Below are 25,430 nucleotides of genomic sequence, written 5' to 3'. Positions count from 1 at the left end.
TCCCTCTTTCGGGCGGCTAGTGGGTTATGCAATCACCCTCAGCGTTTTTTGTACATAACGGGCCTTTTCAATTGCTTTTTCCCTATCAATATCAACAATGGTAACGTGCCCCATTTTGCGGAAAGGCTTCGTATATTTTTTGCCGTATAGATGAACAAACACGCCTTCAACAGCCAGTATTTTTTCGAGGTTTTCATATTTAGCCACGCCTTCCGAACCTTTTTCGCCCAACAAATTGATCATTACCGCATTAGAAATGCTCGTTGTATCGCCCAGCGGCAAGTTGTAAATAGCACGTATGTGCTGTTCAAACTGCGAAACATAATTGCCTTCGATGGTTTGGTGCCCGCTATTATGCGGACGCGGCGCAACCTCATTTACCAGTAATTCTCCATCATGGCAAACAAACATTTCAACAGCCAGCAAGCCGGTAATATTCATTGCCGATGCAATACTTTTTGCAATACTTTCGGCTTTTTGTTGCAGGCTTTCGGCGTAGGTAGATGGAGAAATCAAAAACTCAACAAGGTTGGCTTCGGGATTAAATTCCATTTCTACCATAGGAAAGGTTTTCATGTCACCATTTGAATTGCGGGCAACAATTACGGCTATTTCCTTATCAAAATCCACCAGTTTTTCGATAATGCATGGTGCATCGAATGCATTTGCCAAATCATCGGCATGCTCAATCCTCATTACGCCTTTGCCATCATAACCGTCTTTTCTTAGTTTCAAAATGTAAGGAAAGGGGATATTGCTGTTCTCCATGTCCTCTTTTGTATTTACAATTTGGAACGGAGAAGTTGGGATGTCGTTTTCTTTGAAAAATTGCTTTTGAACACCCTTATCCTGAATTAAACGAATTACCCTCGATTGAGGAAACACTTGTTTGCCCTCTTTTTCGAGCTGCTCAAGCGCTTCGATATTTACCTTTTCAATTTCGATGGTAATGATATCTGCTTTTTTGCCGAAGTTATAAACTGTATCAAAATCGGTAATTGAACCATTTTCGAAATAATTCGCAATGTGCTTGCAAGGCGCATCCGGGTCTGGATCTAAAACCAGGGAAGTTACATTGTAGTTAATTGCCTGTTGAATGAGCATCCGACCCAATTGTCCACCACCTAAAATACCCAATTTTAATTCGCTGATCTGTTTTGCCATGGACTTGAAATAATACTATTTTTGCACAAAAGTAACCATAATAAATTTTATTGATGAATGCTGATGCAATAATTATTGGTGCAGGCGCCTGTGGGCTCATGTGTGCGGTGCAGGCGGGCTACCTGGGCAAAAAGGTAATTGTGCTCGAAAAGAATGCAAAACCCGGCGCTAAGATCTTGATTTCTGGTGGAGGGCGATGCAATTATACCAATCAATTTGCTTCGGCAGAGCAGTTTATCTCCGAAAACCCACATTTTGTAAAATCGTCGCTTAGTCAATGGACGGTCGAAGACACTATTAGCTTCTTTGATACGTACGGCATCCAAGGTGGCGAAAAGACGCTCGGACAACTGTTCCCCGTCGATAAGAACGCTAAAGATGTGGTTCAGGTGTTTACGTCTATTTGCAGCGATTTTGGACAGGAAATCAGGTGCAATGCCGATGTTACCGAAATTGAAGTTCAGCCCCAGGGCTTCAAAGTTACTTATCAAAAGAATGGAAAGAATATTGATTTAACAGCCGAAAAGCTGGTTATTGCCACCGGCGGATTACCCATTCCGAAAATGGGCGCTACCGATTTTGCCCTGCGCTTTGCCCGTAAACATCAACTGAAAATTGTTGAAACGGCACCTGCCCTGGTACCGTTAACCATTACCGGGAAAGATGAAGAATGGTTTGCCCAACTTTCGGGTAATTCTGTTTTTTGCGAGGTAAGTAACGACCAAATGTCTTTCGAGGAAAACATGCTCTTTACACACTGGGGCCTAAGCGGACCCGCAATTTTGCAGATCTCATCATTTTGGCGAAGGGGAGAGGTCGTTAACATCAACCTGTTGCCGCACCAAAATGTGGTTTCGCTTTTAGATGAAGAACGCAAATCGAATGGCAAAACACTTTTGTCGACTTTGCTTAACCGCTTTTATACCAGAAAATTTACCGATGCGTTAGGCAAGTTCTTACCGCTGAATAAACCGGTTGCATCCTTAACAAAAGCAGAAGTTGACTTAATTGAACAAACCATTCACCAGTTTAAGGTGAAGCCAGCGGGCGATAAGGGCTACGATAAGGCCGAAGTAATGCGTGGCGGAATTGATACGAACGAGATTTCGTCGAAAACCTTAGAATGCAAAAAAATACCGGGTTTGTTTTTTGGTGGCGAATGTGTAGATGTTACAGGCTGGTTGGGCGGTTACAATTTTCAATGGGCATGGGCAAGCGGATTTGTTATAGCGCAAAATTTGTAAGATAAAATTATTGTTCATGCAAGAGCAGATAATTGGCGACTAAAAAGCAGGTAATCTTCGCAGCTTTCTGAACGGCAAATCTATGCCCGTTTTCGCGGGCACGCGGGTGCCGATCGAAACTTTGTTTTTCCATGTTGAAAAAGGAATAACCATAGATGAATTTTAGCGGATCTCCCGGGTTTGGCTAATCAACAGGTGCTTACCATTTTGAAAATTGCGAGTAAATTGACTGCTTGAGCTCAAATTCCAAGCTTTTTTGAGGTTCCGTGCCTTCTCCCTTTCCGTGGCAAAACCAACCTACAAGTAAACATTCGGCAAAATTTCCCAGGCCCAGGGCTTCTTAAAAGTTTTAAAAGTTCGTAGTTGAGAAAAGTAAAGCACCTCACTTGTTTTGCGGTTTGCAATGTCTCGTCGGTGCAAGTTACCCACCGTTGTAAATAACTCGCGGGTCTTAAAATCATAAACCCTTTCCGTCATATCGCCCGTATTTTGGTTAAAATACAGGTTAATGGCACTCGTCAAAAACCAGTCTTTATTTTCATATTTAAACGTGTAGCCCAGTTCCCAACGCCATTCAGAACCGCCTTTAAACCGGAGGTACAATTGCTGATCTTTTATCGCAATCTGGTTAAGCGGATCGCCAAGTTTGCCGCCTTCTTCCGAGCGCAAAATAAAATCGTTATTCTGAACCGATAAACGATAATTATTTGATTCCCTATCTTTGAAAAAGACGGCCAAAATTCGTGGTTTTTGTGTTTCCTTTATAATATCCGAATTATTGTCGCCATAAGTTCTGGTTTCATCGGTAATTTTATCCGATTCAAAAACTACGGCCAAATCTTCCAGTCCATCATTGTTTAAATCGCCGCTTGCATTCTCAATTAAAGTCCAATGGGAGGGAGTAAGCTGCTCAATGGAAGATCCTTGCGACTTTAATTTAGGAAACAAAAATGCTTTTTGGGCGAAACTGCCTTTTGCAAAAAATACAAATAAAAGAAGATAAAAAACTCTCATTAACGGTAGAAATGCTGTTGATGTTTTAGTAAAACGTTTTGATTGAGGTTTTAGTTTAAATGATTTGCACGATAGCCACATGCGAAACGTCAAAATAGCTGCTCAAAAGTTAAGGCTACCCATCGCGGGTAGCCTTTGCTAACAACAAAACAAATATATGATAACCAAATCTTCCCCGGTTTCGAGCAAGAAACCAGAGATAAAGTGCATGAGAAACACTTAGCGGCCTAGTAATGGATTCGAACCATTCTGTAAAAGTTTATGAAACTTTAACCTCCCAATCGGTCAACTGGCCATGCGTATTAAGGGTAAACCCTTTCATTTTTGTAATTGCTTTTTCGACAAGTGATCGACTTCGTCTGCAATCTTTTCGGCTTCAATTACCCTTGTCGGCTCGGCAAAGTTTGGGTAGTCGTTTATGGTTGGATATTGAAAATAGACAGACATGATTTTTATTTCTTATTTAAAACATTACAGGGTGATAAATGATCAACTGGACAAATATATATAAATAGTATATAAATTCTATAGACTTTATAGATAATAAGCGTATTTTTATTTAAAACGTTGATTATTAAATTATTATTTTTTACTTGAAGTGCTAAGGTGTTTCTAGTACACGATACGAGGCATGTCTGCAAAACGAATACCGACAATGAGCCATTAATTAAGATTATTGCCTTCATCGTGAGCCATAAATTCAATTTCCAAAAAGCTAATTATTTTAAGGATATTTGCATTTTAAAACATTAAAAGATCAAATCGTGTCATTAGATAAATTAAAACTTAGCAAACCACTTGTTGCCGCCATGACGGATGCCGGGTTTCTCACTCCAAAAGAGATTCAGGCCAAAACCATGTCGCGTATTTTAGGCGGTCAAGATGTAATAGCGGTAGGGCCCGAAGGAGCAGGAAAAACAACCACTTATGTTTTAGCTACTTTAATGAAATTGAAGTATGCGTTCGAGGAAGCACCCAGAGCGTTGATTTTAGTTCCCGATGCCGAGCACGTTGACCATGTTTTAGAACAATTTAAGCTGTTAAACCGAAACAGTACATTCAGGATTTTGGGCATTGACAGCCGCGGCGCTGTTGAAACACAAATGAATGAAATTACTGATGGTTGCGATATCATTGTAGCCGTTCCAGATCGGGCCCGTGCGCTATACTTAAAGCTGGCCTTAAATACCAATAAAATACAGTTGTTTATCGTCGATAATGCCGAGTTAATTGTTAAAAAAGGACTGCAACTGCCCGTTGTCGAACTGGCAAATAGCGCTTATAAATCGCAACACGTGGTGTTTACCGAGGTTTTGCACGAGAAGCTTAACCACATGATTTCACCTTTCATGAAAGACTCCGCCGCGACGATCGAAGTAGATGAAATTGGCGAAAAACAAGCGGAAGTTTATCCGCAAATGTTGTATCAGGTGCCTAATTTCCGAACAAAGCTCAATTTGTTAACCTTGTTGCTGAGCGATGTAGAGGTATTTGATAAGGTTGTCGTTTTCGTAAATACCCGGTTAACTGCCCAAACCGTTTATAAAAATTTCAATCATTCCAAAGAGGGAGAGATTAGCATTTACCGCTCGTTGTTTTTTGATGATAAAGGTTATGATGATATTGAAGATTTCAAGCAAAATCCCGAATCGAGGGTGTTGATTGTCGCCAATGAGAATCTTGATGCCTTGAACATAGATGGAATTTCGTTCATTCTTCATTTTGAATTGCCAGAACAAAAGGAAACTTTAATTCAACGGATTGTAAGGAAAGATGACGACGAGGCTATTGCCATTACTTTTTCGACGGATATTGAGTTAATTGAAGTGCGGAAGATTGAGCAGGCCATTGGCCAGCGCATGGAACTGATGGAACTTCCCGACGAATTGAAAATTGCAGATGTTGCTCCAAAAGCAAAGAAGAAAAGTAAAGACGACGCCGAGGATGAAGAAGAACGTGGTGCCGCTTTTCATGAGAAGAAAGCCAGCAACTTGAAAAACTACAATTATAGCGCTGGCATGAAAGCCAAAATGACGTATAAAAACAAAAAGGGGCTAACTTAAAATAGACCCGTTCTAATGTGGTTAGTTAAGGATAACCAATAAACATTGTCATCCTGAGCATTTCGACTGGAGTTTATCTTGAGCGTAGACGAAAGGCTCAATACAGGCTTAGTCTAAGGGCAGATGTTAATAAACTCATCTTATAAGAAAAGTCTTCGACTCCGCTCAGACTGACACTTTTCATTAATTTTATCCTTATTTGAACAACAAAAAAAGCCTTCCGATTTTCATCGGAAGGCTTTTCTATAATCGTTAAATATCGATTAGTATAATGTAAATTCTACACGACGGTTTTCTTGACGACCTTGTGCAGTTTTGTTACTTGCAATTGGTTGAGATTCTCCATAACCTATTGCTTCGATTCTTGATGCATTTGCACCTTGCGAAACTAAGTAAGCTTTAACAGATTCTGCTCTGTCTTTAGATAAACGTAAGTTTAACTCATCAGAACCGCTGTCATCAGTATGACCTGCTAATTTTAAGCTGAAGTTTTTCTCAACTAATAACGCAGCTACACGATTTAAAGTAGCGTATGATTTAGAACGGATAGTTGATTTACCCAAATCGAACTCTAAGTTAGAGATTGCATCCTTAACTACTTTACGATCTGCTTCAGTAACAATCGTTTTGGTTTCTCTGATAATTTGAGGTTTTGGAGCAGCTAATGGACAACCAGAACCATCTACAACAGTACCAGATGGAGTTCCAGGGCATTTATCGAATTTGTTTGCTACACCATCGCTATCATCATCGCCTAAGTCTTTAGCATATTGTGCTCTGTCTCTTTCTGCATTTTGCTCAGCAGTTGATAGTGCCCTACGTAATTCGGCACTTTCTTCTGCACTTCTTTTGCGTAAATCTGCAATAGCGCTATAGTTTTGTAACTGCGATTTATCTTTGTCACCCAAGGCAAACTCAAGCCCGATGTGAGAATAAGAAAATCTGCCCTCATTGTATGAGCCTTTAGCCTGCGAATTTGACTTAACAAAGTTGATATCGTAACCTAAATCGATGTTGATTCCTTTAGATACACCGAATTTAAATCCGACTCCAGTCGGAATAAACCAGCCTTGTGCGTTATTAACAATGCTAGTTGATGCTAAATCTGCGTCTGACTCCATATAACCTGCACCGGCTTTAATGTAAGGGATTAAAACGGCATTTTCTCTGTTGAAGCTGAAGTTCGCAATGTTTAATACTGCGGTTAACGATCCTGACCAGTTGATGCTGGTTTTTTGCTCAATACCACTTCCTTCGAAATCTGCTGTTTTCAATTTTCCGCGTAAATAATCAGCCTGTAAACCTAAAGCTGGTAAAATTTGCTTTTTAATAAATCCACCATATCCAATACTGCTAAATTCGTCGGCCTTAACGCTTCCGCCACCTAAAAAGGTGTTTTGGCTTAAAATACCACCGTGCGCACCAATGCTCCATGTTCTAAATGATTGTTGGCCAAATCTACCAGATGTAGTTGATGTTTCCTGGGCAAATAATTGCGATGATAAGCCTAGTAAGGCTACAACCATCGCTGATTTTGTAAATTTCATATTCATATTTATTATGTGTAGTTACAGTTATATCACTGTTTACACTCCCATAAGAAAAAACCTTGCCAAACAATGGTTTTATGTGCAATAAACCCCATATCAGTACTTTAACCCAATGGTATTGTCTCGCAAAAAAGTTACGCAAACCGTTTGCGTAGGTGCATTTTTGTATAGTTTACTGTACAGTGGCTAAAACGCGATAGATTACGGTTATAGTGAAAGGCTATTTCTTACGCCGAATAGGTGTATGAAATTGAGTATTACGATCGTTTTTCAGTTGAAGTGCCGCGGTTACAACCTCAGCTTTGCAAAGAAATCCCAGAAAACTATTCCCGCAGAAATCACAATGTTGAAAGAGTGCTTGGTGCCGAACTGCGGTATCTCTATGCACTCATCAATTTTCACCATTACTTCATCACTTACGCCGTCTACCTCATTGCCAAAAATCAGTGCGTATTTTTTGCTTGTATCAGGCTTAAAGGTATGAAGCATGGTACTATTTTCCGCTTGTTCAATCGCGATAATTTCATACCCTTGCGTTCTTAAGTCATTTACCGCACCGATGGTATCTGCATAATGTACCCACTCAACAGATTGTGTGGCGCCTAATGCGGTTTTCTCTATTTCGCGGTGCGGAGGCTGCGCGGTAATGCCACATAATACCACCTTTTCTAGCGCAAAGCCGTCTGCCGTACGAAAGATCGAACCTACGTTGTGCATACTGCGAACATTATCCAAAACCGCTACAACGGGAAGCTTTTCTTGTGTTTTAAACTCTTCAATATCCGGGCGATTTAATTCATCCAATTTTAATTTTCTCATGTAACGATTTTTTATTATTCTACCCCATTGCGCTTTAACAGTTCACTATAATTTACTGGCGCCGTTACCAATCTCGCTTACGTATATTGCAGCCGGATACCCGACTCTTTCTACATAATAGTCGGTAAAATGCTTTGCGAAATCTTCCTCGAAGCCTTTTTCTAACAGGGCAATAGCACAGCCGCCGAAGCCAGCACCCGTCATTCTTGCGCCATAACGTGTTCGTAGCCAAGGCAAAAATCTACAACCGCATCTAATTCATCGCCCGAAACTTCGTAAAGTTCTTTCAGCGATTGATGCGAGGCGTACATTAGCCGGCCAAAATCTTCTAAAGATCCATTGTTCAGGGCTTTTGCGGCCAAATGCACGCGGTCGTTTTCCTTAATCACATGGGTTGCCCGGTTCAACAGCGTTTCATCGGAAATCAAATGACTGTGCAATGCAAATTTTTCTGCTGTAAGTTCGCATAAGTTGTTCAATGTAATTTCTGCGTTTAATAATTTCAATGCCGCCTGGCATTCGGCAACGCGTTCATTGTACTTCGAGTCTGCCAGTTCCCGTGTTTTATTTGTATTAATTATTGCCAAAATGTAATTGCCCAAATCAATATCAACGGTTTTGTATTTCAGCGTTTCGCAATCCAAAACCAGCGCTTTGTTTTTTTCGCCAAAGGCAACAGCAAACTGATCCATAATGCCCGAGTTAAGGCCAATGAAATCGTTTTCTACGCGTTTAGCCATTTTTACCAATTCAAGGTTGTCGTAACCAAGGCTTAAGTAGTCGTTTAAGGCAAATGCAGTTGCAATTTCTATCGATGCTGACGAAGATAAGCCTGCTCCAATCGGAATATCACCGTAAAATAGAAAGTCGAAACCTGTTATTTCCTTGCCATCCTTAATAAACTCATTGATGATCCCGATAGGATAATTGGCCCATACAGAATCAGCTTTTTCATGGTATTTGTTACCTTCTACCTCAATGTATGCATCAAAATTTAAACTTTTGAATCGAAATTTATTGTCGTTGTTGGTTGCCAGCGCTACCCAGGTGCCCAATGTAATTGCGCATGGCATTACCAGGCCGCCGTTGTAATCAATATGTTCGCCAATCAAATTTACTCTGCCGGGTGTAAAATATACGGCCTGAGCATTTTGGTGGTATTGTTCGATAAATTTCTCTTCTAGTTTAAATTTCATTTGGTTAAAAATATTTATTAAAAGCAACTAATAATGGTATGTTTGTTTAGGGAACAAAAGCCCTAAGTTACAATTTATGAGCGTTCAGCAAAAACCAACAGGAAAATTTATCGATGGCGAAGAGGTAATCGCAATCGAACTAACCAATAGTAAAGGCACCTATGTAAAAATTTTTAATTATGGCGCCATTATTAACAAGTTTATTGTTAAAAATGCCAAAGGCGAGCATCAAGACATTGTGTTGGGTTTCGATAATTTTGAGCAATACCTTGATGCTGAGTATATTGCCGAAGGTGTTTATTTAGGCGCTGTTGTTGGTCGTTACGCCAACCGGATCAAGAACGGCCAGTTTGAAATTGACGGCGAAACCTACGATTTGGCCAAAAATAATGGCAACGATACCTTGCACGGCGGAATTGTGGGTTTTGATAAGAAAGTTTGGGAAATTTTAGAGGTTGATGAAGAAGGTAATGCGGTAACATTAGAATATGAAAGCATTGATGGGGAGGAGGGTTTTCCGGGTAATTTAATAGTTGATTTGACATTTGAGCTTACGGAGAACGACGAGCTTATTTTAAGTTACGAAGCTGAAACAGATCAGCCGACAGCAATAAACCTAACCCATCACGGCTATTTTAATTTGGCACCAAAGGGCGGAAATATAAGTAGCCACGAGCAACAGATTTTTGGCTCCAATTACCTTGAGCAAGATGAAAACTATTGTGTAACCGGAAAGGTTGTTCCCGTTGCGCAAACCCCGCTCGATTTTACGAGCATGAAGGCTATTGGCAAAGATTGGAACCCGGATGAGGGCTATGACCAGACTTTTGTACTGGATAAGATTTATGGTGACTTATCATTAGCAAGCAAAACAACTGAAGCAGAAAGTGGGTTGTTATTGAGCGTTTATACAACGGAGCCAGTGGCCCATTTGTACACAGCGAAATATTTGAAAGTAAAAAACGGTAAGGGTGGCATTGATTATAGTGCGTTCGGTGCTTTTTGTGTGGAGACACAGCATCATCCAAATGCAATTAACATCCCCGAATTTCCAACTACAATATTACGCCCTGACGAGTTGTACACGCAAACAACGATTTATAAAGTTTCATTAAACAGGTAATTATGTTTACGATAGAGGATATTAAAAAGGCAGAATCGAAAATTGAAACGGGCGCAGATTTCCCCGCATTTATTGATGAAATAAAGAAAATAGGGGTGGTGCGAAACGATGTGTACGTAAGTAATGGTTTGTCGATTTACTTTGATAGTGAAGACAATGTTCAGCAAGACAGTCCTGAAAATTATCCGGTATTGGTAATTAACGAAGAATCGTCGCAAGAGAAACTTCAACATGCTTTAAAAGTACATCAGCAGGGCGAAAGCGATTATTTTACGTTTTGCAAGCAGGCAGCAGATGCTGGAGTAGAGAAATGGATTACGGATTTAAACGAAATGACCTGTACCTATTTAGATGCCGAGGGAAATGAATTGGTGGTGGAGCAGGTGCCGACGGTTTAAAAACAATTCGTATGCTTTTTGTAGCCAATGGTTGTCATCCTGAGTATAGCGAAGGATCTGCAAGCGATGAAAGGCTAGGCGACAATTAAGTACAGACCAACAAATATGATCCCAGTTAAGTTGCGTAAATCAACTAAGCAAGTGCCTATCGAAAAAACTCTGGCAACTTAAAACTTCAATATCCGAGAAATAAAAGTCCTCTATATCTTCTGTAATAATGTTTGCAGCCGGCAGATTGGGCTGCGTAATACTCTAGACCATCTTCAAAATCGTGAATAGCTTTGTTTGCCAATGTGTCGAATACATCGTTTGACACATTTGGAGCAATGTTGATGTGTTGGCAGAGTAAATCGATCTTCTGCTTAGCGAGTTGCGAGTTATGTTTTTTCTCGGCGAAATAGAAGGCAATAGCCAGGCAAAGTGGTGATGTGTAAATTTCAAATTTAGAATGCGATGCGAGGCTTAAAATCCTTGATGAATAAGTAAAAAGTGGATATTCCTTATTTAGTACAGAAACGAGAACGTTGGCATCGAGGAAAATCTTCATTTATGGCTTTTTAGAAGAAAAGAATTCATCTTTTGATGATTTACGCGGTCGTTCTGAAGGTTTTTTATATTCTACCTCGCCTTCAGCAACCATATTTACCCAATCAGAAATAGGATAATCTTCCAATGATTTATAGTTATTTGCAGTTACCTGGGTTAATAAATGCTCAATTAAACGCGAAAGACTGATGTTGTTATCCGCTGCGTATTTTTTCGCTTTATTCACCACCTCCTGGTTAAAGCTCAATGTTAGTTTCGCATCCATACTACTGTTTTTATAAACAAATATACACGTTTACGTGTAGAACGAAAAAACTATACGTAAAAAAAAGCCCCACCCGACCTACGGCAGACGGAGAATGTTCAGTAACTGGCGTATTTTTTTCTAACCTTCTAGCTATGCGTCATTATCTTCCGGCTTTGGACTGCCGACTTTATACTTCTTTCAGCTTTCTGCTCCCAAACTCCGGACTTGAGACTTCGGACTTGAGACTCCCGAGACTCCCTCCAACTCAAGAATAAATTTCTTTTCTTGCCGATGCCAAAGTATTCTTTAGTAAACCAACAATCGTCATTAACCCGACTCCGCCCGGTACGGGGGTTATGTACGATGCTTTTGGCGCAACATTGTCGAAATCGACATCGCCGTATAGCTTAAAGCCCGATTTAGTTTTGTCAGATGTTTCGCGGTTGATGCCTACATCAATAATTATTGCCCCGGGTTTAACCATGTCGGCGGTGATAAAATTCTTTTTGCCAATTGCAGCGATGATAATATCTGCCTGTAAAACCTGCTCTTTTAAATCTTTTGTTCGCGAGTGCGTAAGCGTTACCGTACAGTTGCCTGGGCTTGCGTTACGAGCCATTAAAATACTCATTGGGCTACCCACAATATTACTTCTACCAACTACCACACAATGCATTCCGGTCGTATCGATATTGTACTCTTGCAGCATGAGTAAAATGCCGTAAGGTGTTGCTGGAATAAAGCAGGGTAAATTGCGCATCATCCTGCCCAGATTGACCGGGTGGAAGCCATCAACATCTTTTCTATGGTCAATTGTCTCGGTAACTTTCTCAGGATCGATGTGCTTGGGCAATGGCAATTGTACAATTAGTCCGTCAACGTCAGCGTCTTGGTTAATCTCTTCAACTTTGGCCAACAGCTCTGCTTCAGTAACCGAATCATCGTATCTGTAAAGTGAAGATTTTAAACCCACTTTTTCACAGTTCTTCATTTTACTGGCTACATAAGTTTCGCTTCCGCCATCGTTGCCAACTAAAATTGCAACCAGGTGTGGCTTACGGCCGGTTTTGCTTAAAAATTCTGCCGCTTCTTCAGCAATCTGAATTTTAACCTTTTCTGATACGTATTTACCGTCGAGTATTTCCATTCTTTTGATATGAGAAACTAGATATTAGATTTGAGATTGGATGGCTAGCATTCCCATCTCAAATCTAATATCTCAAATCTATTTTCTAATCTAATTTTAAAACCGCCATAAATGCCGTCTGCGGAATTTCTACGTTTCCAACCTGGCGCATGCGTTTCTTCCCTTTTTTCTGTTTCTCTAACAATTTACGTTTACGAGAAATATCACCACCATAACATTTGGCAGTTACATCTTTACGCAAAGCGCTGAGCGTTTCGCGGGCAATTACTTTGGCGCCGATTGATGCCTGTATCTTGATTTCAAACTGCTGACGGGGAATTAGCTCCCTCAGTTTTTCGCAAATCTTTTTCCCGAAATCGTACGCATTGCTGCGGTGAATTAACGAAGATAAAGCATCAACAGGCTCATCGTTCAACAACATATCTAAACGAACAAGATCCGATTTTCGGTAACCTGTTTGGTGATAATCAAAAGAAGCATAACCTTTTGAAATCGTTTTCAATTTATCATAAAAATCGAATACAATTTCGCCCATTGGCATTTCGAAAACCAGTTCTACCCTGTCAGATGTTAGGTAAGATTGGTTAACGATAATTCCGCGTTTTTGAATACATAACGACATTACCGGGCCAACAAACTCGGCCTTTGTAATGATGTTTGCTTTTATATAGGGTTCTTCAACAGAATCCAGTTTGCTCGGGTCGGGCAAGTCAGAAGGGTTGTTAACCGTAATTTCATCGCCTTTTGTGGTATGCGCAATGTACGATACGTTGGGTACGGTGGTAATTACCGTCATATCGAATTCACGCTCTAAACGCTCTTGAATAATTTCCATGTGCAGCATGCCCAAAAACCCGCAACGGAAGCCAAAACCCAGAGCGGCAGAGCTTTCCGGTTCGAAAACAATCGATGCATCGTTCAGCTGCAGCTTATGCATTGCTTCTCTAAGCTCTTCAAACTCATCGGTATCTACCGGGTAAATCCCGGCGAAAACCATTGGCTTCACCTCTTCAAAACCTTGAATAGCATCGAGCGATGGCCTCGCAACAGTCGTAATCGTATCGCCAACCTTTACTTCTCTGGCTTCTTTAATACCCGAAATAATATAGCCTACATCGCCGGTTTTTACCACATTACGTGGCGCCATATCCAGTTTCAAAATTCCAACCTCATCGGCCAGATATTCTTTACCTGTGTTAATAAATTTTACCTTATCGCCTTTTTTAATCTCGCCGTTTACTACTTTATAATAAGCGATAATCCCTCTAAAAGAGTTAAAAACAGAATCGAAAATTAAGGCTTGTAACGGCGCTTCTGGGTCGCCAACAGGAGCAGGAACACGATCAACAATGGCCTGAATAATATCAGGTATGCCCATGCCCGTTTTGCCCGATGCGGGGATAATGTCCTCACGTTTACAGCCAATTAAGTCGATAATCTGGTCTTTTACCTCCTCGGGCATCGCACCCGGCAAATCCATTTTATTTAAAATCGGAATAATTTCAAGGTCGTGCTCTAAAGCCAGATACAAGTTGGAAATGGTTTGAGCTTGAATGCCTTGCGATGCATCAACGATGAGCAAAGCGCCCTCGCAAGCGGCAATAGAACGCGAAACTTCATAAGAAAAATCTACGTGTCCTGGTGTATCAATTAAATTGAAGTTATATTCTATATCTCCAACTTTGTAGTTCATTTGTATGGCATGACTTTTAATGGTTATGCCTCTCTCACGCTCCAAATCCATATTATCGAGCAGTTGCGCCTGCGCTTCACGCTGCGAAATTGTCGCTGTATATTCTAATAACCTATCAGCCAACGTACTCTTGCCGTGGTCGATATGTGCAATAATGCAAAAATTACGTATATGCTTCATCTTTGCGCAAAGATATGCTTTTTAATGGAAATTAAGAGCTATTGAGAAAAGCGAAAATTCGATTTTTGGCGGGTGTTGAAAAGGAAACGAAGTGTTACTCGGAAGGCCTCGGAATCGAAGCTTTTCCCATTCGATAAAGTCCGTTTTTTTCGGGCAATGTCAATAAAATGTACTATATAAACTTAATTCGGCGATGATGCTTTAATAGCTTTAAATTTGTGTTAAAAAAATAGCCACCATGTTTAAAGAGGAAGTAGCAGAACGGTACAAGGTAATACAAGATGAAATTTGCCGCGGTTTGGAAATTGCCGACGGCAAAGGTAAGTTTGTTGAAGAGCTTTGGGAAAGAGACGGGGGCGGCGGCGGCCGTACACGTGTAATGCAAAACGGAGCGGTTATAGAAAAAGGTGGCGTTAATTTTTCTGCTGTTCATGGGAAGTTGCCCGATGCCGTAAAAAAGGCGTTTAACGTGGTGGAGGATGATTTCTTTGCCACCGGAGTTTCGATTGTTATTCATCCGAACCATCCGCTGGTGCCCATTATACATATGAATATTCGTTATTTCGAACTAAACGAAGAAACGCGATGGTTTGGCGGCGGAATTGATTTAACGCCGCATTATGTTTTTGAGAACGATGCCCGGTTTTTTCACCATAAGCTTAAACAATCGTGCGACGAGTTTGATAAAGACTTTTATCCAAAATTCAAAAATCACGCAGATGATTACTTTTTTATTAAGCACCGTGAGGAAACCCGCGGTATTGGTGGAATTTTTTACGACCGTTTAAAACCCGAAAACACAAACTTATCGTGGGAGCAGATTTTAGATTTTTCTGTCAACATTGGCGAAACGTTCCTGCCTATTTACACTGAATTGATTGATAGAAACAGGGACAGGGAATTTACTGAGGCGCAAAAGGAATGGCAATACCTCCGCCGAAGCCGCTATGTTGAGTTTAATCTGGTGTACGATTCGGGAACAAAGTTTGGCTTAGAAACGAATGGACGAATTGAATCTATTCTGATGAGTTTGCCACCACAGGCCAACTGGGGTTACAATATTCGTCCAGAAATAGGCACAGATGAATATCAAACCCAGCAATTTCTGAAAAAAGGAATTAAGTGGGTCTAAGTCGGCTTATCATCACAGGGAATCGCTTCAAAAAAGGGCTACCACACAAAAATAAAGGTAGCCGCTGAAACATACAAATCACGCATGCCCAATGTCGTTTAGTTAAGCACGACGGGTGTCATCCGATAGCTATCGGATCTGAGCCTTTCATTTTCGCTCAAGATAACTGAGTCGAAGATCTTCTCTGTAGGAAAAATGATAAACATCGCCCTTCGACTAAGCCTGTATTGAGCATTTCGACTACGCTCAATACAAGCTCAAGTCGAAATGCTCAGGGTGACAATGTTTTTAGTTTTGTTCTTTAGCCGATTTATTGGCTTGCTGAATTTTGATTTCCATTTATGTGGTTTATCAAGCGATGTTCAGCAACCATTTCAAATCATTTACATTGATCGTTTTACAATAAAGTGCAGAAATTGCTCAGATTTATGCAGGTAGCTTTACACAATTTTTGGAAACCTTTTAGGGTGGAGGCTGTTCATTTATTAATCTGATATATTTGCATTGTCCCTAATGTTTAATACCGCTTAAGTATTAAACTTAAATTTTAATTGCTATGAACCCCGAAAAAATTAATGAACCCAATAAATGGGGTTCTTTTAATGGTTTTTCGCCACTGATTTCCGTTTTCAAGAACTTCCATCAACTTTCGCCCGAAATCGAATACATTATCAATACCCAAACCTTTCCGGTGGCGTATAAAAAGCACAAATTTATTTCTTCACCTTTACACCATAACCGGTACATTTTTTTGCTGGTTAAGGGGGTGGCCCGAGGTTACATGAAAGAGGATGATAAGGAAATAACCACCTGGATTGCCTCGGAAAATGAATTGGTAGGTAACATCAGAAACCTTTGGAACGAAGATGGCTCGACAGAAGAGTACGTTCAGGCGCTGGAAGATGTTGTTGCAATTGCCGTTCCGCATGACATGTCGCGACAACTCTACCTCAACTTCGATATCGCTAATTATGTGGGGAGAAAAATGACCCAGTTGCACTATCTCTCGGCATGCGAAAGGGCTTACATATCGAGGCTTCAATCGGCCGAAAAACGGTATCTCCGCTTTATTAAAACGTACCCGCACCTGGTAGACCGGGTTCCGCTAAAGTATATTGCCTCTTTTTTAAGTATGCGGCTGGAAACGCTGAGCAGAATAAGATCGAAGTTAATTGCCTAACCTTTTGCGTAACAAATCGATTTAGGATTACCATCCGATGCTTTTTTTTGAGATATTTAGCGTTTCTATACCAAATCATCTCATGACCATAAAAAAGAATATCTTATTATTGATTTTTGTACTAACCGCAAAAATGACTCTGGCCCAAACCTTTACCAACCCTTTGCTGCCATCGGGCGCCGACCCGTGGAGTATTTACAAGGATGGCTACTACTATTATACCAATTCGTCGGGAAATAGATTAGTGATTTGGAAAACGAAAAGCCTGGCCAACCTGCGAACGGCCGAAAAGAAAACTGTGTTTGTGCCAGAGAAAGGCCAACCTTATTCGAAGGAACTTTGGGCTCCTGAAATTCATTTCCTCAACAATAAATGGTACATGTATTTTGCGGCCGACGATGGTGACAACAATAACCACCGGATGTACGTTATCGAAAATGCCAACCCCGACCCATTGCAGGGCGATTGGGTGTTTAAGGGCAAGGTGGCCGACGCTACGGATAAATGGGCAATTGATGGATCGGTGTTCGTGTACAAAAAACAGTTGTATATGATTTGGGCAGGTTGGGAAGGTGATATTAACCAAAAGCAAGAAATTTACATCGCCAAAATGAAAAATCCGTGGACAATAGCTGGTGAAAGACATAAGATCTCGAGCCCTGAACTGGACTGGGAAAAACATGGTGATTTAGGTAAAAACAGTAATCCTCCGCATGTAGATGTAAACGAAGGACCGCAAATCCTGATCAATAAGGATAAAGTGTTCCTCATTTATTCGGCAAGCGGTTGCTGGACCGATTTTTATGCGCTGGGAATGTTAACCCTGAAAGGTAAAGACCTGTTAGACCCCAATTCGTGGGTTAAGAGTGATCAGCCCGTTTTTAAACAGTCGCCCGAGAATGGAGTTTACGCCCCGGGACATAACTCGTTTTTTAAATCTCCTGATGGAAAGGAAGACTGGATTCTTTATCATGCCAATTCTGCACCCGGCCAGGGTTGCGGCGGTAAGCGCTCGCCAAGAGCTCAAAAATTCACCTGGAACCCCGATGGCTCGCCGAATTTCGGCATTCCAGTTAAGGTAACCGACGAGCAAACGATTGGTGCGCCTTAGTGTGGGCGTACACATAAATCGGTTTCATTGTCTGCAATGAAATTAAAAAAAAGAAACATTGTGGTATGAGTTTGTGCTTTAACAGTGAAATTATACTTATTAATAATACAAATCGGATTGCATTTTTGCTTACAAATGGTTTTTCTAGTATATGTTTGTTAAAATTGTTTTAATTTTTTGTTAAATTATGCTACTGAAAATCAGCATGTTGTAATTTGTTGTGAAATATTATTGTGCAATTCAAGTATTTAACACTTCACAATTATCTTTTTTTAAAAAAATATATATATTTGTTCTTACCCTTTCGAGGGTATGTTTTTCATAGGTAGATGTAGGGTCAGAACTTTGTTCTGGCCCTTTTTTGTTTAAAATCTGCAGATAAAGCCTATTTTTGTTTATGACTAAAAAGAAAGTGATTGTTGCGGTTACCGGTGCGAGTGGTTCGGTGTATGCCAAAGTTTTATTTGATCAACTTGTGAAGTTGTCCGATCAACTCGCGGCAGTGGGTGTGGTAATGAGCGATAATGCAAAAGAGGTTTGGCAGTTTGAGCTGGCCAATCGCAACTACAATAATTATCCTGACTTTACTTTCTATAATAAAAACGATTTCAATGCACCCTTTGCGTCAGGCTCGGCGAAGTACGATACCATGATTATTGTGCCCTGCTCAATGGGGACTCTGGGCCGCGTAGCCAATGGCATTTCGAACGATTTAATTTCGCGGGCGGCCGATGTTGTGTTAAAAGAGCGCCGAAAACTGATTGCCGTTGTTCGAGATACACCGTTCAGCCTCATTCATATCAATAATATGAAAGCCGTTACCGAAGCTGGTGGAATAATCTGCCCAGCCAATCCATCTTTTTACAGCTTGCCAAAAACCATTGAGGAAGTTGCAGGCACGGTAATCAGCCGGGTACTCGATTTGGCTGGTTTTGAGATGGAGAGTTACCGTTGGCAGGAAAAATAGTTGTCAGTTTTGAGTTGCAAGCTGAGGTACTGCCAATTCAAAACTGTTAATTGAAACCTGCATGTTGTTTCTCTTGAATTTGTCACATCTCCAATCTCGGGTTCAACAACTCCGAACAAATTTCTTATCTTTGCAGGCTCAATGAAAAAGGTCGCATTTTATACATTAGGTTGTAAATTAAACTTTTCCGAAACCTCTACAATCGGTCGCTTATTTACCGATGCAGGCTATGCTGTTGTGGAGTTTCAGGATCAGGCTGATGTATATGTGATTAATACTTGCTCTGTTACCGACCACGCTGATAAAAAATGCCGTAAGGTAGTTAAAGAGGCGTTAAAATATTCTCCAAATGCCTTTGTAACCATTGTTGGATGCTATGCGCAGTTAAAGCCGCAAGAAATTTCTGAGATTGAAGGCGTTGACATGGTTTTGGGCGCTGCCGAGAAATTCAGGATTGTTGAATACATTACCGATTTAACAAAGAAGCCCAAGGCAGTGATTCATCAGCAGAATATCGAAAAGGTAAATCATAACTTTATTGCTTCTTATTCTATTGGCGATAGAACCCGAACATTTTTGAAGGTTCAGGATGGCTGCGATTATCCTTGTACGTATTGTACCATTCCGTTGGCTCGTGGCGCAAGCAGAAGCGATACCATCGAAAATGTGGTAAACCGGGCCAAAATGATCGCCGAAAGCGGCGTTAAGGAAATTGTGCTTACCGGTGTTAACCTGGGCGATTTCGGTATCCGTAACGGCGAACGCGAAGACAAGTTTTTTGATTTGGTGAAGGCATTGGATGAAGTAGAAGGTATTGAACGAATCAGGATTTCATCAATTGAGCCCAACTTATTGAGCAATGAAATTATTGAGTTCGTATCCACTTCGAAACGTTTTGTGCCACATTTCCATATTCCCCTGCAGTCTGGATCAGATAAAATCCTCGGTTTAATGCGCCGCCGCTACCGCAGAGACCTTTATGTTGAGCGTGTGGCCAAAATTAAAGAAGTGATGCCGCATTGCTGCATTGGCGTTGATGTAATTGTTGGCTTTCCGGGCGAAACAAAAGACGACTTTTTAGATACTTACCAGTTTTTAAACGAGCTCGAAATTTCCTATTTGCACGTATTTACCTATTCGGAGCGCGAGCAAACCGTTGCCGCCGAAATGAATGGCGTTGTGCCCGGTAGCGAACGTAACGAACGCAGTAAAATGCTGCACAGCCTGTCTGATAAAAAAAGAAGGGCTTTTTACCAGTCGCAAGTTGGCAGCGAGGCCGAAGTTCTTTTTGAGGCCGACCAGAAAATGGGCTTCATGCATGGGTTTACCAAAAACTATGTTAAGGTACGTGCAAAATACGATCCCGTGCTGGTAAATGAACTCAAAGCGGTTAAGCTTTTAGAAATTACTGCCGATGGGGAAGTAGAGGTTGCAGAGCTGGAAAAAGCCTACGCCCACCATTAAAAATATTTATCCGCAAGCGATGAAAAGCCAAGCGCCAATAACGCAGAGCCTAAAAAGGGAAGCGAGTCAAGTAAGAGCAGTGCGCAATTGGTAAGGGATGCTTTGCACCTACCATTGACTTTTTACGCAATAATCTGCAAACATATTAAGCTAACCACCCGCAACCGAAGGGCAAATTCACGAGGCTTCGACTCGGCTCAGCCTGACAAAATACCATTAAATAACGTTAGTCATTTCGGATTTATACTAGTTAAAAGACTCCCTGAACTCTTTTGGGGAAAGATTGGTTTTTGTTTTAAAAAGCCGGCTGAAAGACTGTAAATGTTCAAAACCCAGTTCATAAGAAATTTCGCTTACCGATCTGCTGCTGGTAGAAAGTTTCTCTTTTGCCAGTTCTATCAATTTTTCATGCAGGTATTGTTGGGTGCTCTGTCCGATGAGCGATTTAAGCATGGCGGTGAGGTAGCCGGCAGATATATTCAGTTTGTTTGCAATATAATTTACGGTGGGCAGCCCCTTATTTATCAGGTCGCCACTTCGAAAGTACTGAGCAATCAAATCTTCCAGTCGATTCAAAATTTCGTGGCTAACCGTTTTTCTGGTGATGAATTGCCGCTGATAAAAGCGTTCTGAATAGCTGAGCAGCAGTTCAAGCTGTGCAATAATGATCTGTTGGGTAAAACCATCGATATTGGTATTTGCCTCAGCGGTAATTTGTGCGGCTATGGCGTTAAGCGTATTTTCTTCAAGTTCCGATACATGCAGCGCCTCGTACAAGGAGTAGTCGAAGAAATCGTATTGCTTCACAACTTTGGCCAGGTGTGTTCCCCAAAGCAAATCGGCATGGAAAAGGATCATCCATCCCGTAGGATGATGTTCTCGGTTTTTTGTCACTTCTACTGTGAAAACCTGCCCCGGAGCCATAAAAAAGAGTACGCCGTCATCAAAATCGCAAATCTGCTGGCCATATTTGATGGTTGCATCGGGCACCCTTTTCAGCGCAATCGAATAAAAATCATAAATCATACTTACTTGTCCGCTCACCATGGGCATTTTTACATCCGCCATGTTAACAACACTAACCAGCGGGTGCCCCGGTTTGGGTAGGCCCGCCAGTTTGTGGTATTCCGAAATGGTTTTGAAGTGGTATCTATGTGGAGTTTCCATTGAGACAAGGTATTAAAAATATATGTTTCCTTGCAAATCGTCCATTAATGTCGGCTGGTTTGGCTGCCAGTTCAATTGTTCTCTGGTGCTGTCGGCCGAGGCGGGGCCGTCAACGCTTGCAAAGTGCTCAAACCAGGCAAAATGCTCAGCGGCTTCCTTGCCCGATTTTGAAACCACGGGCACTCCGAGTTTGGTTGCTATGGCTTCGGCTATGGCCTTTAAGGTGATGGAACTTTCTGCTACGCCATGAAAACGGGTTCCGGGAACGGTGTTTTGCAGTGCGAGCCTAAATAGCACGGCCGCATCCAGCCGATGCACCGCCGTCCACCTGTTTTCGCCCTCACCAATGTAAGCCGATACGCCAGTTCTTTTGGCCAGATCAATTAGCATGGGGATAAAACCGCGGCTGTCGCCATCGCCGTGTACAGAGGGCGATAGGCGAACCACCGAAACGTTAACTCCCTTTTCGGCCAATACATCAATAGCTTGTTCAGATGCTACCCTGGGGTTCAGCGAGCGTTCATAATCCGGCAGCATATCCTCTGTTATCATCTGTTTTCCCCTTATCAACAATGTTCCCGAAGTTACAATGAAAGGGCGATTGCTTCCGATCAATGCATTTCCCATTGCCGCTATGGCTTTACGATCAATTTCGCACACTTCTTTGAACCTCGAAAAATCGTGGATAAACCCGGTATGGATAACTGCATCTGCCGATTTTGCGCCTTCAATTAAGCTCCCCAAATCTTCAAGGTCGCCACTGTGTACATCGGCGCCCATAGAAAGTATTGTTTCTCTGGCTTGTTCATTTCTGGCGAGACCGAGTACCTGATGCCCTGCTTTTAATAATTCAGCCACCACTGCAGCGCCTACAAATCCTGTGGCGCCTGTAACAAAAATTTTCATAGTTGTAATGTTATATGTTTATAATTCTGCATGGTATTTAGTTGGTCCATTTGGAGCCGGTTTGCATTACCTGACGAACAATAGCAAAGGTGATTAACTTGAACTGCAGATGTTTAACCGAATCGGGCTTTCATTTAGCCAAATTCGTTATCGAAACAGTGCCTGATGTTAAACTTCGCAAGCTTTTTTCAGTTAAATAAGCAGCATTGATTTCGTATAAAGCCCTGCAGCCGTTATATTTGAATCGGTATGAAAATAAATCCGCGAATATTTTGCAATTTCAAACTATGAGAGGCCAAGATGTGGGATACGCTGAATTTATTATACACTTAAATATGAAAACGAAATCTCTTGTTCTGTTCCTGTCGGCGATAACTATGCTTGGATGCTCGCCAAAAACTCATAATTCGGCCAGCACTGCCGCCGCGGGCAACATCCGTGTAATGAGTTATAACATTCACCACGCTAATCCACCTTCTAAAGCAAGCGAGGGCACTATCGACCTTGATGCCGTTGCGGCAGCAATTAAACTACAATCGCCGGATTTGGTTGCACTTCAGGAGGTTGATGTGAATACGAGGCGATCTGGAGGTATAAATGAGGCCGTCCTCCTGGCCCAAAAACTTAAGATGAACTTTTATTTCGCCAAGGCAATAGCGCATGATGGAGGTGATTACGGAGTGGCCATTCTTTCCCGGTTTCCACTATCAGACGCCAAAACATTTATGCTGCCTAAAAACAATGATCTTAAGGCCGAACAGCGTGTTTTGGCGATTGCAAAAGTAGAAATTGATAAAAATAAATTTATCCGTTTCGCCTCTACGCACCTCGATGCCGAAAGAACAAACGAAAATAGAATGATGCAGGCAAAAGAGATTAACCGTTTATTTAGCAACGAAACCCTACCCGTAATTTTAGGCGGCGATTTAAATGCAACTGCGGAATCTGAATCGATAAAAATCTTCGATTCGCTTTTTACACGTACCTGTCGAGATTGCGATTTTACCATCCCGGTTATCAAGCCAACAAAAACGATCGATTATATTGGTTACAAGCCTGCAAACTCGTTTAAGGTTGTTTCTCACAAAGCAATTTCCGAGCACTACGCATCAGACCACCTGCCCATATTGTCGGTGTTGGAATATAAGCCTTAGCCGAAGTAATTTTATTAAGTCAGCCGCTGTGATGTTACCGCCGTTCGAAATAGATGATGTTATCATCAAATAGGCCCTGATAAGGATGTCCGCAGGCAATAAAGCCATTGGCCAACAGAAACCGCTGGCTACTTGGGGTAGCGGTGGTTGAAAAGAGCGAGCCTCGGTGGTCGGTAATCTTACTCAGCAACATGGTTTTCAGCCTGGTGCTAATTCCTTTCTGCCTAAAGCTTTCTTCGGTAAATGAAAAGCCGATCTCTAAAATTGGTTCTACACTTTGTTGTACAACGCCGGCTTTTTTGCGCACGGTTTCAACATAGTTTTCAGTGGGTTTCTTGATGGCAGAAATTCCAACAAGGTTTCCGCGGTGGTAGCAAAAGCCGAGGTATTTGGCACTAAAAATCCGTTCGTGAAGGTTTACCGGCGATACTTTGTTTCCCTTCCTCAGCTGTAAGTAAAAGCTATGGATCTCGGAGATGGAACATTGAGATGGCCTTTTTATTTCAAAATAATAGTTGCCTATAAAATCCAGCTCAAAATAGCCATCCCTGTAAAACATTAGGCCCGGAGAGATCTGCGGATGCATTTGGTCTTTTTTGCTTAATCAGTTAAAGCCTTCCTTTCTATACACAATGCCTATCATGGTCGTAAAAAAACAGCCGCGGCCATTTGCTCATGCGCTAATGCAAGTGTATAACGAAGCTATCTTCTAAATTAGCCCTTTCACATTTAGCCACGGTTAAGCCATTGTTGTTTCTCTGTTAAATGCTACTTTTTTTCAGCAATAAGTACAAACGGATTGCGGTTCTCAGCGGTCCATCTGTATTTATAAAGCGTAGTTTGTTGTTGGCCATCTTTTGTTTTTCCATTGTGTGAGATGTAAAAGCGGCCGTCGCCTAATGAAACCAATCCCGTTGCTCCCCACTTAAAATGCCAGCCCGCAATTTCAGAAAGCTTTTTGTTAGTATCAGCATTTAGCAAAGACAAAGTCTTAACTTTGATAACTTCTTCTCCCACTGAGATTTTATTCGATAATGGCGTTTTTTTTAGGTCAATTACAAACAGATCGTAGTTGGGAAACTCTGGTTTTGAGCCTTTATATACAGCGGCGAACAAATTTCCGGTAAAAGTATCGTATTCAAGGTTCTGGATCCCATAACGTGTGCTTCCGGTTTTTACAAAGTATTTTTCCAAAGGCTTTTTCGGGCCTGAGCGATGCAGATTGGCTTGTGTTAAACGTTTCGCATAGTTTTTCCAATTCGCAATGTCGTACTTTAAGATTACCTGATAATCGTTGTCGTTTCTGTCGAGGTCTCCATAAATGCCATAGGCTACGTATAAATATTTATTGCTCGCTGGCGGTGCCCCGGCGGCTGGCGCAAAGGCAATACCATCAATACCGCTACAAGCAAAGCGATGCGGCCTTTCTGCCTTGCCGAATTTCACGGTGGCCGAGTAGTCCTTAACTGCTTCCTTAATAAAAACCGTTGTCAACAGATTTTCGTTATCAGCCTGCATGTCGGGTTTGGTAATCTTCGAGGCTTCAAAAATTGCGATGTAAAAGCCATCCTGGTTATTGGCGGCTAATCCAAGTTCTTTTTTAATCCCTTTGCCAATGGCGTCGCTTTTATATTCGAGCGAAGCATAAACGGTACCGTCTTCACTAATCGCCAAATCGCCCAAATGCCCTACAAAGCCTGTAACGCTGCCGATCATTTTGCCTGAAAGATCGGTTTTGACTAACCTGTCGGTGAAGGAAAAGTAAACAAACCCGTTCGCCCGATCAACGGCAGCGCCTTGTACATGAAAACTTCCTTGTTTTCCTGAGTAAATGGAATCTGGTAAAATAGTGGCCTGAGCATGTAAGGTAAATTTTGTTAGCAAGAACAAAAAAGCGCATAAAATCAGGTTCTTCATCGGTTTAAAACTGTGAGTAGGGTGATTCACAAATATGTAGCTTTCTGG

At 41.5% G+C, this 25,430-nt stretch carries 26 protein-coding genes; 10 read left to right on the top strand and 16 right to left on the bottom strand.

Annotated elements, in window-relative coordinates:
- Positions 1-24 precede the first annotated feature (24 nt).
- On the bottom strand, positions 25-1,164 hold the full coding sequence (locus IZT61_RS05690; protein ID WP_196100213.1) for a 5-(carboxyamino)imidazole ribonucleotide synthase: 1,140 nt from the start codon (positions 1,162-1,164) through the stop codon (positions 25-27).
- A gap of 53 nt (positions 1,165-1,217) precedes the next feature.
- Here IZT61_RS05690 and IZT61_RS05685 point away from each other — a divergent pair, with 53 nt between their 5' ends.
- The gene (locus IZT61_RS05685; RefSeq protein WP_196100212.1) at positions 1,218-2,408 is read left to right on the top strand and encodes a BaiN/RdsA family NAD(P)/FAD-dependent oxidoreductase; all 1,191 of its coding nucleotides are present in this window, start codon (positions 1,218-1,220) and stop codon (positions 2,406-2,408) included.
- Between the two features lie 7 nt (positions 2,409-2,415).
- On the opposite strand, the gene IZT61_RS22405 is transcribed toward IZT61_RS05685, so the two are convergent.
- From IZT61_RS22405 to IZT61_RS22400, 3 genes are all read right to left on the bottom strand, one after another.
- Positions 2,416-2,541 (bottom strand): hypothetical protein, encoded by a 126-nt coding sequence (locus IZT61_RS22405; RefSeq protein ID WP_262895711.1) that lies wholly within the window; start codon positions 2,539-2,541, stop codon positions 2,416-2,418.
- A 164-nt stretch (positions 2,542-2,705) separates the two neighbouring features.
- On the bottom strand, positions 2,706-3,422 hold the full coding sequence (locus IZT61_RS05680; RefSeq protein ID WP_196100211.1) for a hypothetical protein: 717 nt from the start codon (positions 3,420-3,422) through the stop codon (positions 2,706-2,708).
- A 318-nt stretch (positions 3,423-3,740) separates the two neighbouring features.
- Entirely contained in the window at positions 3,741-3,869 is a 129-nt protein-coding gene (locus IZT61_RS22400; protein WP_262895710.1) for a hypothetical protein, read from the bottom strand.
- A 317-nt stretch (positions 3,870-4,186) separates the two neighbouring features.
- Here IZT61_RS22400 and IZT61_RS05675 point away from each other — a divergent pair, with 317 nt between their 5' ends.
- Positions 4,187-5,485 (top strand): DEAD/DEAH box helicase, encoded by a 1,299-nt coding sequence (locus IZT61_RS05675; protein ID WP_196100210.1) that lies wholly within the window; start codon positions 4,187-4,189, stop codon positions 5,483-5,485.
- 263 nt (positions 5,486-5,748) lie between these two features.
- Here IZT61_RS05675 and IZT61_RS05670 read toward each other — a convergent pair whose 3' ends face one another.
- The 4 genes from IZT61_RS05670 to IZT61_RS05660 all read right to left on the bottom strand — a co-directional run bounded on the left by IZT61_RS05670 (position 5,749) and on the right by IZT61_RS05660 (position 9,050).
- Complete coding sequence (locus IZT61_RS05670; protein WP_196100209.1) at positions 5,749-7,038, bottom strand: OmpA family protein; 1,290 nt, start codon at positions 7,036-7,038, stop codon at positions 5,749-5,751.
- A gap of 285 nt (positions 7,039-7,323) precedes the next feature.
- The gene (locus tag IZT61_RS05665) at positions 7,324-7,854 is read right to left on the bottom strand and encodes an RNA methyltransferase (RefSeq protein WP_196100208.1); all 531 of its coding nucleotides are present in this window, start codon (positions 7,852-7,854) and stop codon (positions 7,324-7,326) included.
- A gap of 45 nt (positions 7,855-7,899) precedes the next feature.
- A complete protein-coding gene (locus IZT61_RS22190; RefSeq protein WP_230383870.1) occupies positions 7,900-8,058 on the bottom strand; it encodes a hypothetical protein in 159 nt (52 codons plus the stop codon).
- The gene (locus tag IZT61_RS05660; protein ID WP_230383869.1) at positions 8,055-9,050 is read right to left on the bottom strand and encodes a galactokinase; all 996 of its coding nucleotides are present in this window, start codon (positions 9,048-9,050) and stop codon (positions 8,055-8,057) included. Before IZT61_RS05660 ends, IZT61_RS22190 begins: the two co-directional genes overlap by 4 nt.
- Before the next feature lie 76 nt (positions 9,051-9,126).
- Here IZT61_RS05660 and IZT61_RS05655 point away from each other — a divergent pair, with 76 nt between their 5' ends.
- Complete coding sequence (locus IZT61_RS05655; RefSeq protein ID WP_196100207.1) at positions 9,127-10,173, top strand: aldose epimerase family protein; 1,047 nt, start codon at positions 9,127-9,129, stop codon at positions 10,171-10,173.
- 2 nt (positions 10,174-10,175) lie between these two features.
- Positions 10,176-10,571 (top strand): DUF1398 domain-containing protein, encoded by a 396-nt coding sequence (locus IZT61_RS05650; RefSeq protein ID WP_196100206.1) that lies wholly within the window; start codon positions 10,176-10,178, stop codon positions 10,569-10,571.
- A 175-nt stretch (positions 10,572-10,746) separates the two neighbouring features.
- Here IZT61_RS05650 and IZT61_RS05645 read toward each other — a convergent pair whose 3' ends face one another.
- The 4 genes from IZT61_RS05645 to lepA all read right to left on the bottom strand — a co-directional run bounded on the left by IZT61_RS05645 (position 10,747) and on the right by lepA (position 14,384).
- Positions 10,747-11,118, bottom strand: a complete 372-nt coding sequence (locus tag IZT61_RS05645) for a PIN domain-containing protein (RefSeq protein WP_230383868.1) — start codon at positions 11,116-11,118, stop codon at positions 10,747-10,749.
- On the bottom strand, positions 11,119-11,382 hold the full coding sequence (locus IZT61_RS05640; RefSeq protein ID WP_196100205.1) for a DUF6364 family protein: 264 nt from the start codon (positions 11,380-11,382) through the stop codon (positions 11,119-11,121).
- Positions 11,383-11,629: 247 nt separating this feature from the next.
- Entirely contained in the window at positions 11,630-12,511 is an 882-nt protein-coding gene (locus tag IZT61_RS05635) for a bifunctional 5,10-methylenetetrahydrofolate dehydrogenase/5,10-methenyltetrahydrofolate cyclohydrolase (protein WP_196100204.1), read from the bottom strand.
- An 85-nt stretch (positions 12,512-12,596) separates the two neighbouring features.
- Positions 12,597-14,384, bottom strand: coding sequence for a translation elongation factor 4 (lepA, locus tag IZT61_RS05630; RefSeq protein WP_196100203.1), 1,788 nt, complete (start codon positions 14,382-14,384; stop codon positions 12,597-12,599).
- Positions 14,385-14,622: 238 nt separating this feature from the next.
- Here lepA and hemF point away from each other — a divergent pair, with 238 nt between their 5' ends.
- From hemF to mtaB, 5 genes are all read left to right on the top strand, one after another.
- Positions 14,623-15,516: an oxygen-dependent coproporphyrinogen oxidase gene (gene hemF, locus IZT61_RS05625; RefSeq protein WP_196100202.1), complete on the top strand. Its 894-nt coding sequence runs from the start codon at positions 14,623-14,625 to the stop codon at positions 15,514-15,516.
- A gap of 556 nt (positions 15,517-16,072) precedes the next feature.
- A complete protein-coding gene (locus tag IZT61_RS05620) occupies positions 16,073-16,696 on the top strand; it encodes a Crp/Fnr family transcriptional regulator (protein ID WP_196100201.1) in 624 nt (207 codons plus the stop codon).
- Between the two features lie 82 nt (positions 16,697-16,778).
- Entirely contained in the window at positions 16,779-17,807 is a 1,029-nt protein-coding gene (locus IZT61_RS05615) for a glycoside hydrolase family 43 protein (protein ID WP_196100200.1), read from the top strand.
- Positions 17,808-18,204: 397 nt separating this feature from the next.
- Positions 18,205-18,774, top strand: coding sequence for a UbiX family flavin prenyltransferase (locus tag IZT61_RS05610; protein ID WP_196100199.1), 570 nt, complete (start codon positions 18,205-18,207; stop codon positions 18,772-18,774).
- 141 nt (positions 18,775-18,915) lie between these two features.
- Entirely contained in the window at positions 18,916-20,238 is a 1,323-nt protein-coding gene (gene mtaB / locus IZT61_RS05605) for a tRNA (N(6)-L-threonylcarbamoyladenosine(37)-C(2))-methylthiotransferase MtaB (protein ID WP_196100198.1), read from the top strand.
- A 246-nt stretch (positions 20,239-20,484) separates the two neighbouring features.
- Here mtaB and IZT61_RS05600 read toward each other — a convergent pair whose 3' ends face one another.
- Together IZT61_RS05600 and IZT61_RS05595 are read right to left on the bottom strand one after the other, a co-directional pair.
- The gene (locus IZT61_RS05600) at positions 20,485-21,405 is read right to left on the bottom strand and encodes a helix-turn-helix domain-containing protein (protein WP_196100197.1); all 921 of its coding nucleotides are present in this window, start codon (positions 21,403-21,405) and stop codon (positions 20,485-20,487) included.
- A 12-nt stretch (positions 21,406-21,417) separates the two neighbouring features.
- Positions 21,418-22,311, bottom strand: a complete 894-nt coding sequence (locus tag IZT61_RS05595; protein WP_196100196.1) for an SDR family oxidoreductase — start codon at positions 22,309-22,311, stop codon at positions 21,418-21,420.
- A 335-nt stretch (positions 22,312-22,646) separates the two neighbouring features.
- Here IZT61_RS05595 and IZT61_RS05590 point away from each other — a divergent pair, with 335 nt between their 5' ends.
- Complete coding sequence (locus IZT61_RS05590; protein ID WP_230383867.1) at positions 22,647-23,465, top strand: endonuclease/exonuclease/phosphatase family protein; 819 nt, start codon at positions 22,647-22,649, stop codon at positions 23,463-23,465.
- A gap of 34 nt (positions 23,466-23,499) precedes the next feature.
- Here IZT61_RS05590 and IZT61_RS05585 read toward each other — a convergent pair whose 3' ends face one another.
- Positions 23,500-24,051, bottom strand: a complete 552-nt coding sequence (locus IZT61_RS05585) for a hypothetical protein (protein WP_196100195.1) — start codon at positions 24,049-24,051, stop codon at positions 23,500-23,502.
- Between the two features lie 182 nt (positions 24,052-24,233).
- Positions 24,234-25,382, bottom strand: coding sequence for a hypothetical protein (locus tag IZT61_RS05580; RefSeq protein WP_196100194.1), 1,149 nt, complete (start codon positions 25,380-25,382; stop codon positions 24,234-24,236).
- Positions 25,383-25,430 lie beyond the last annotated feature (48 nt).

It is taken from the genome of Pedobacter endophyticus (assembly GCF_015679185.1).
GTDB lineage: Bacteria > Bacteroidota > Bacteroidia > Sphingobacteriales > Sphingobacteriaceae > Pedobacter > Pedobacter endophyticus.
The sequence above is the reverse complement of the archived record's forward strand: the minus strand, read 5'-3'. Positions and strand labels throughout refer to the sequence as shown.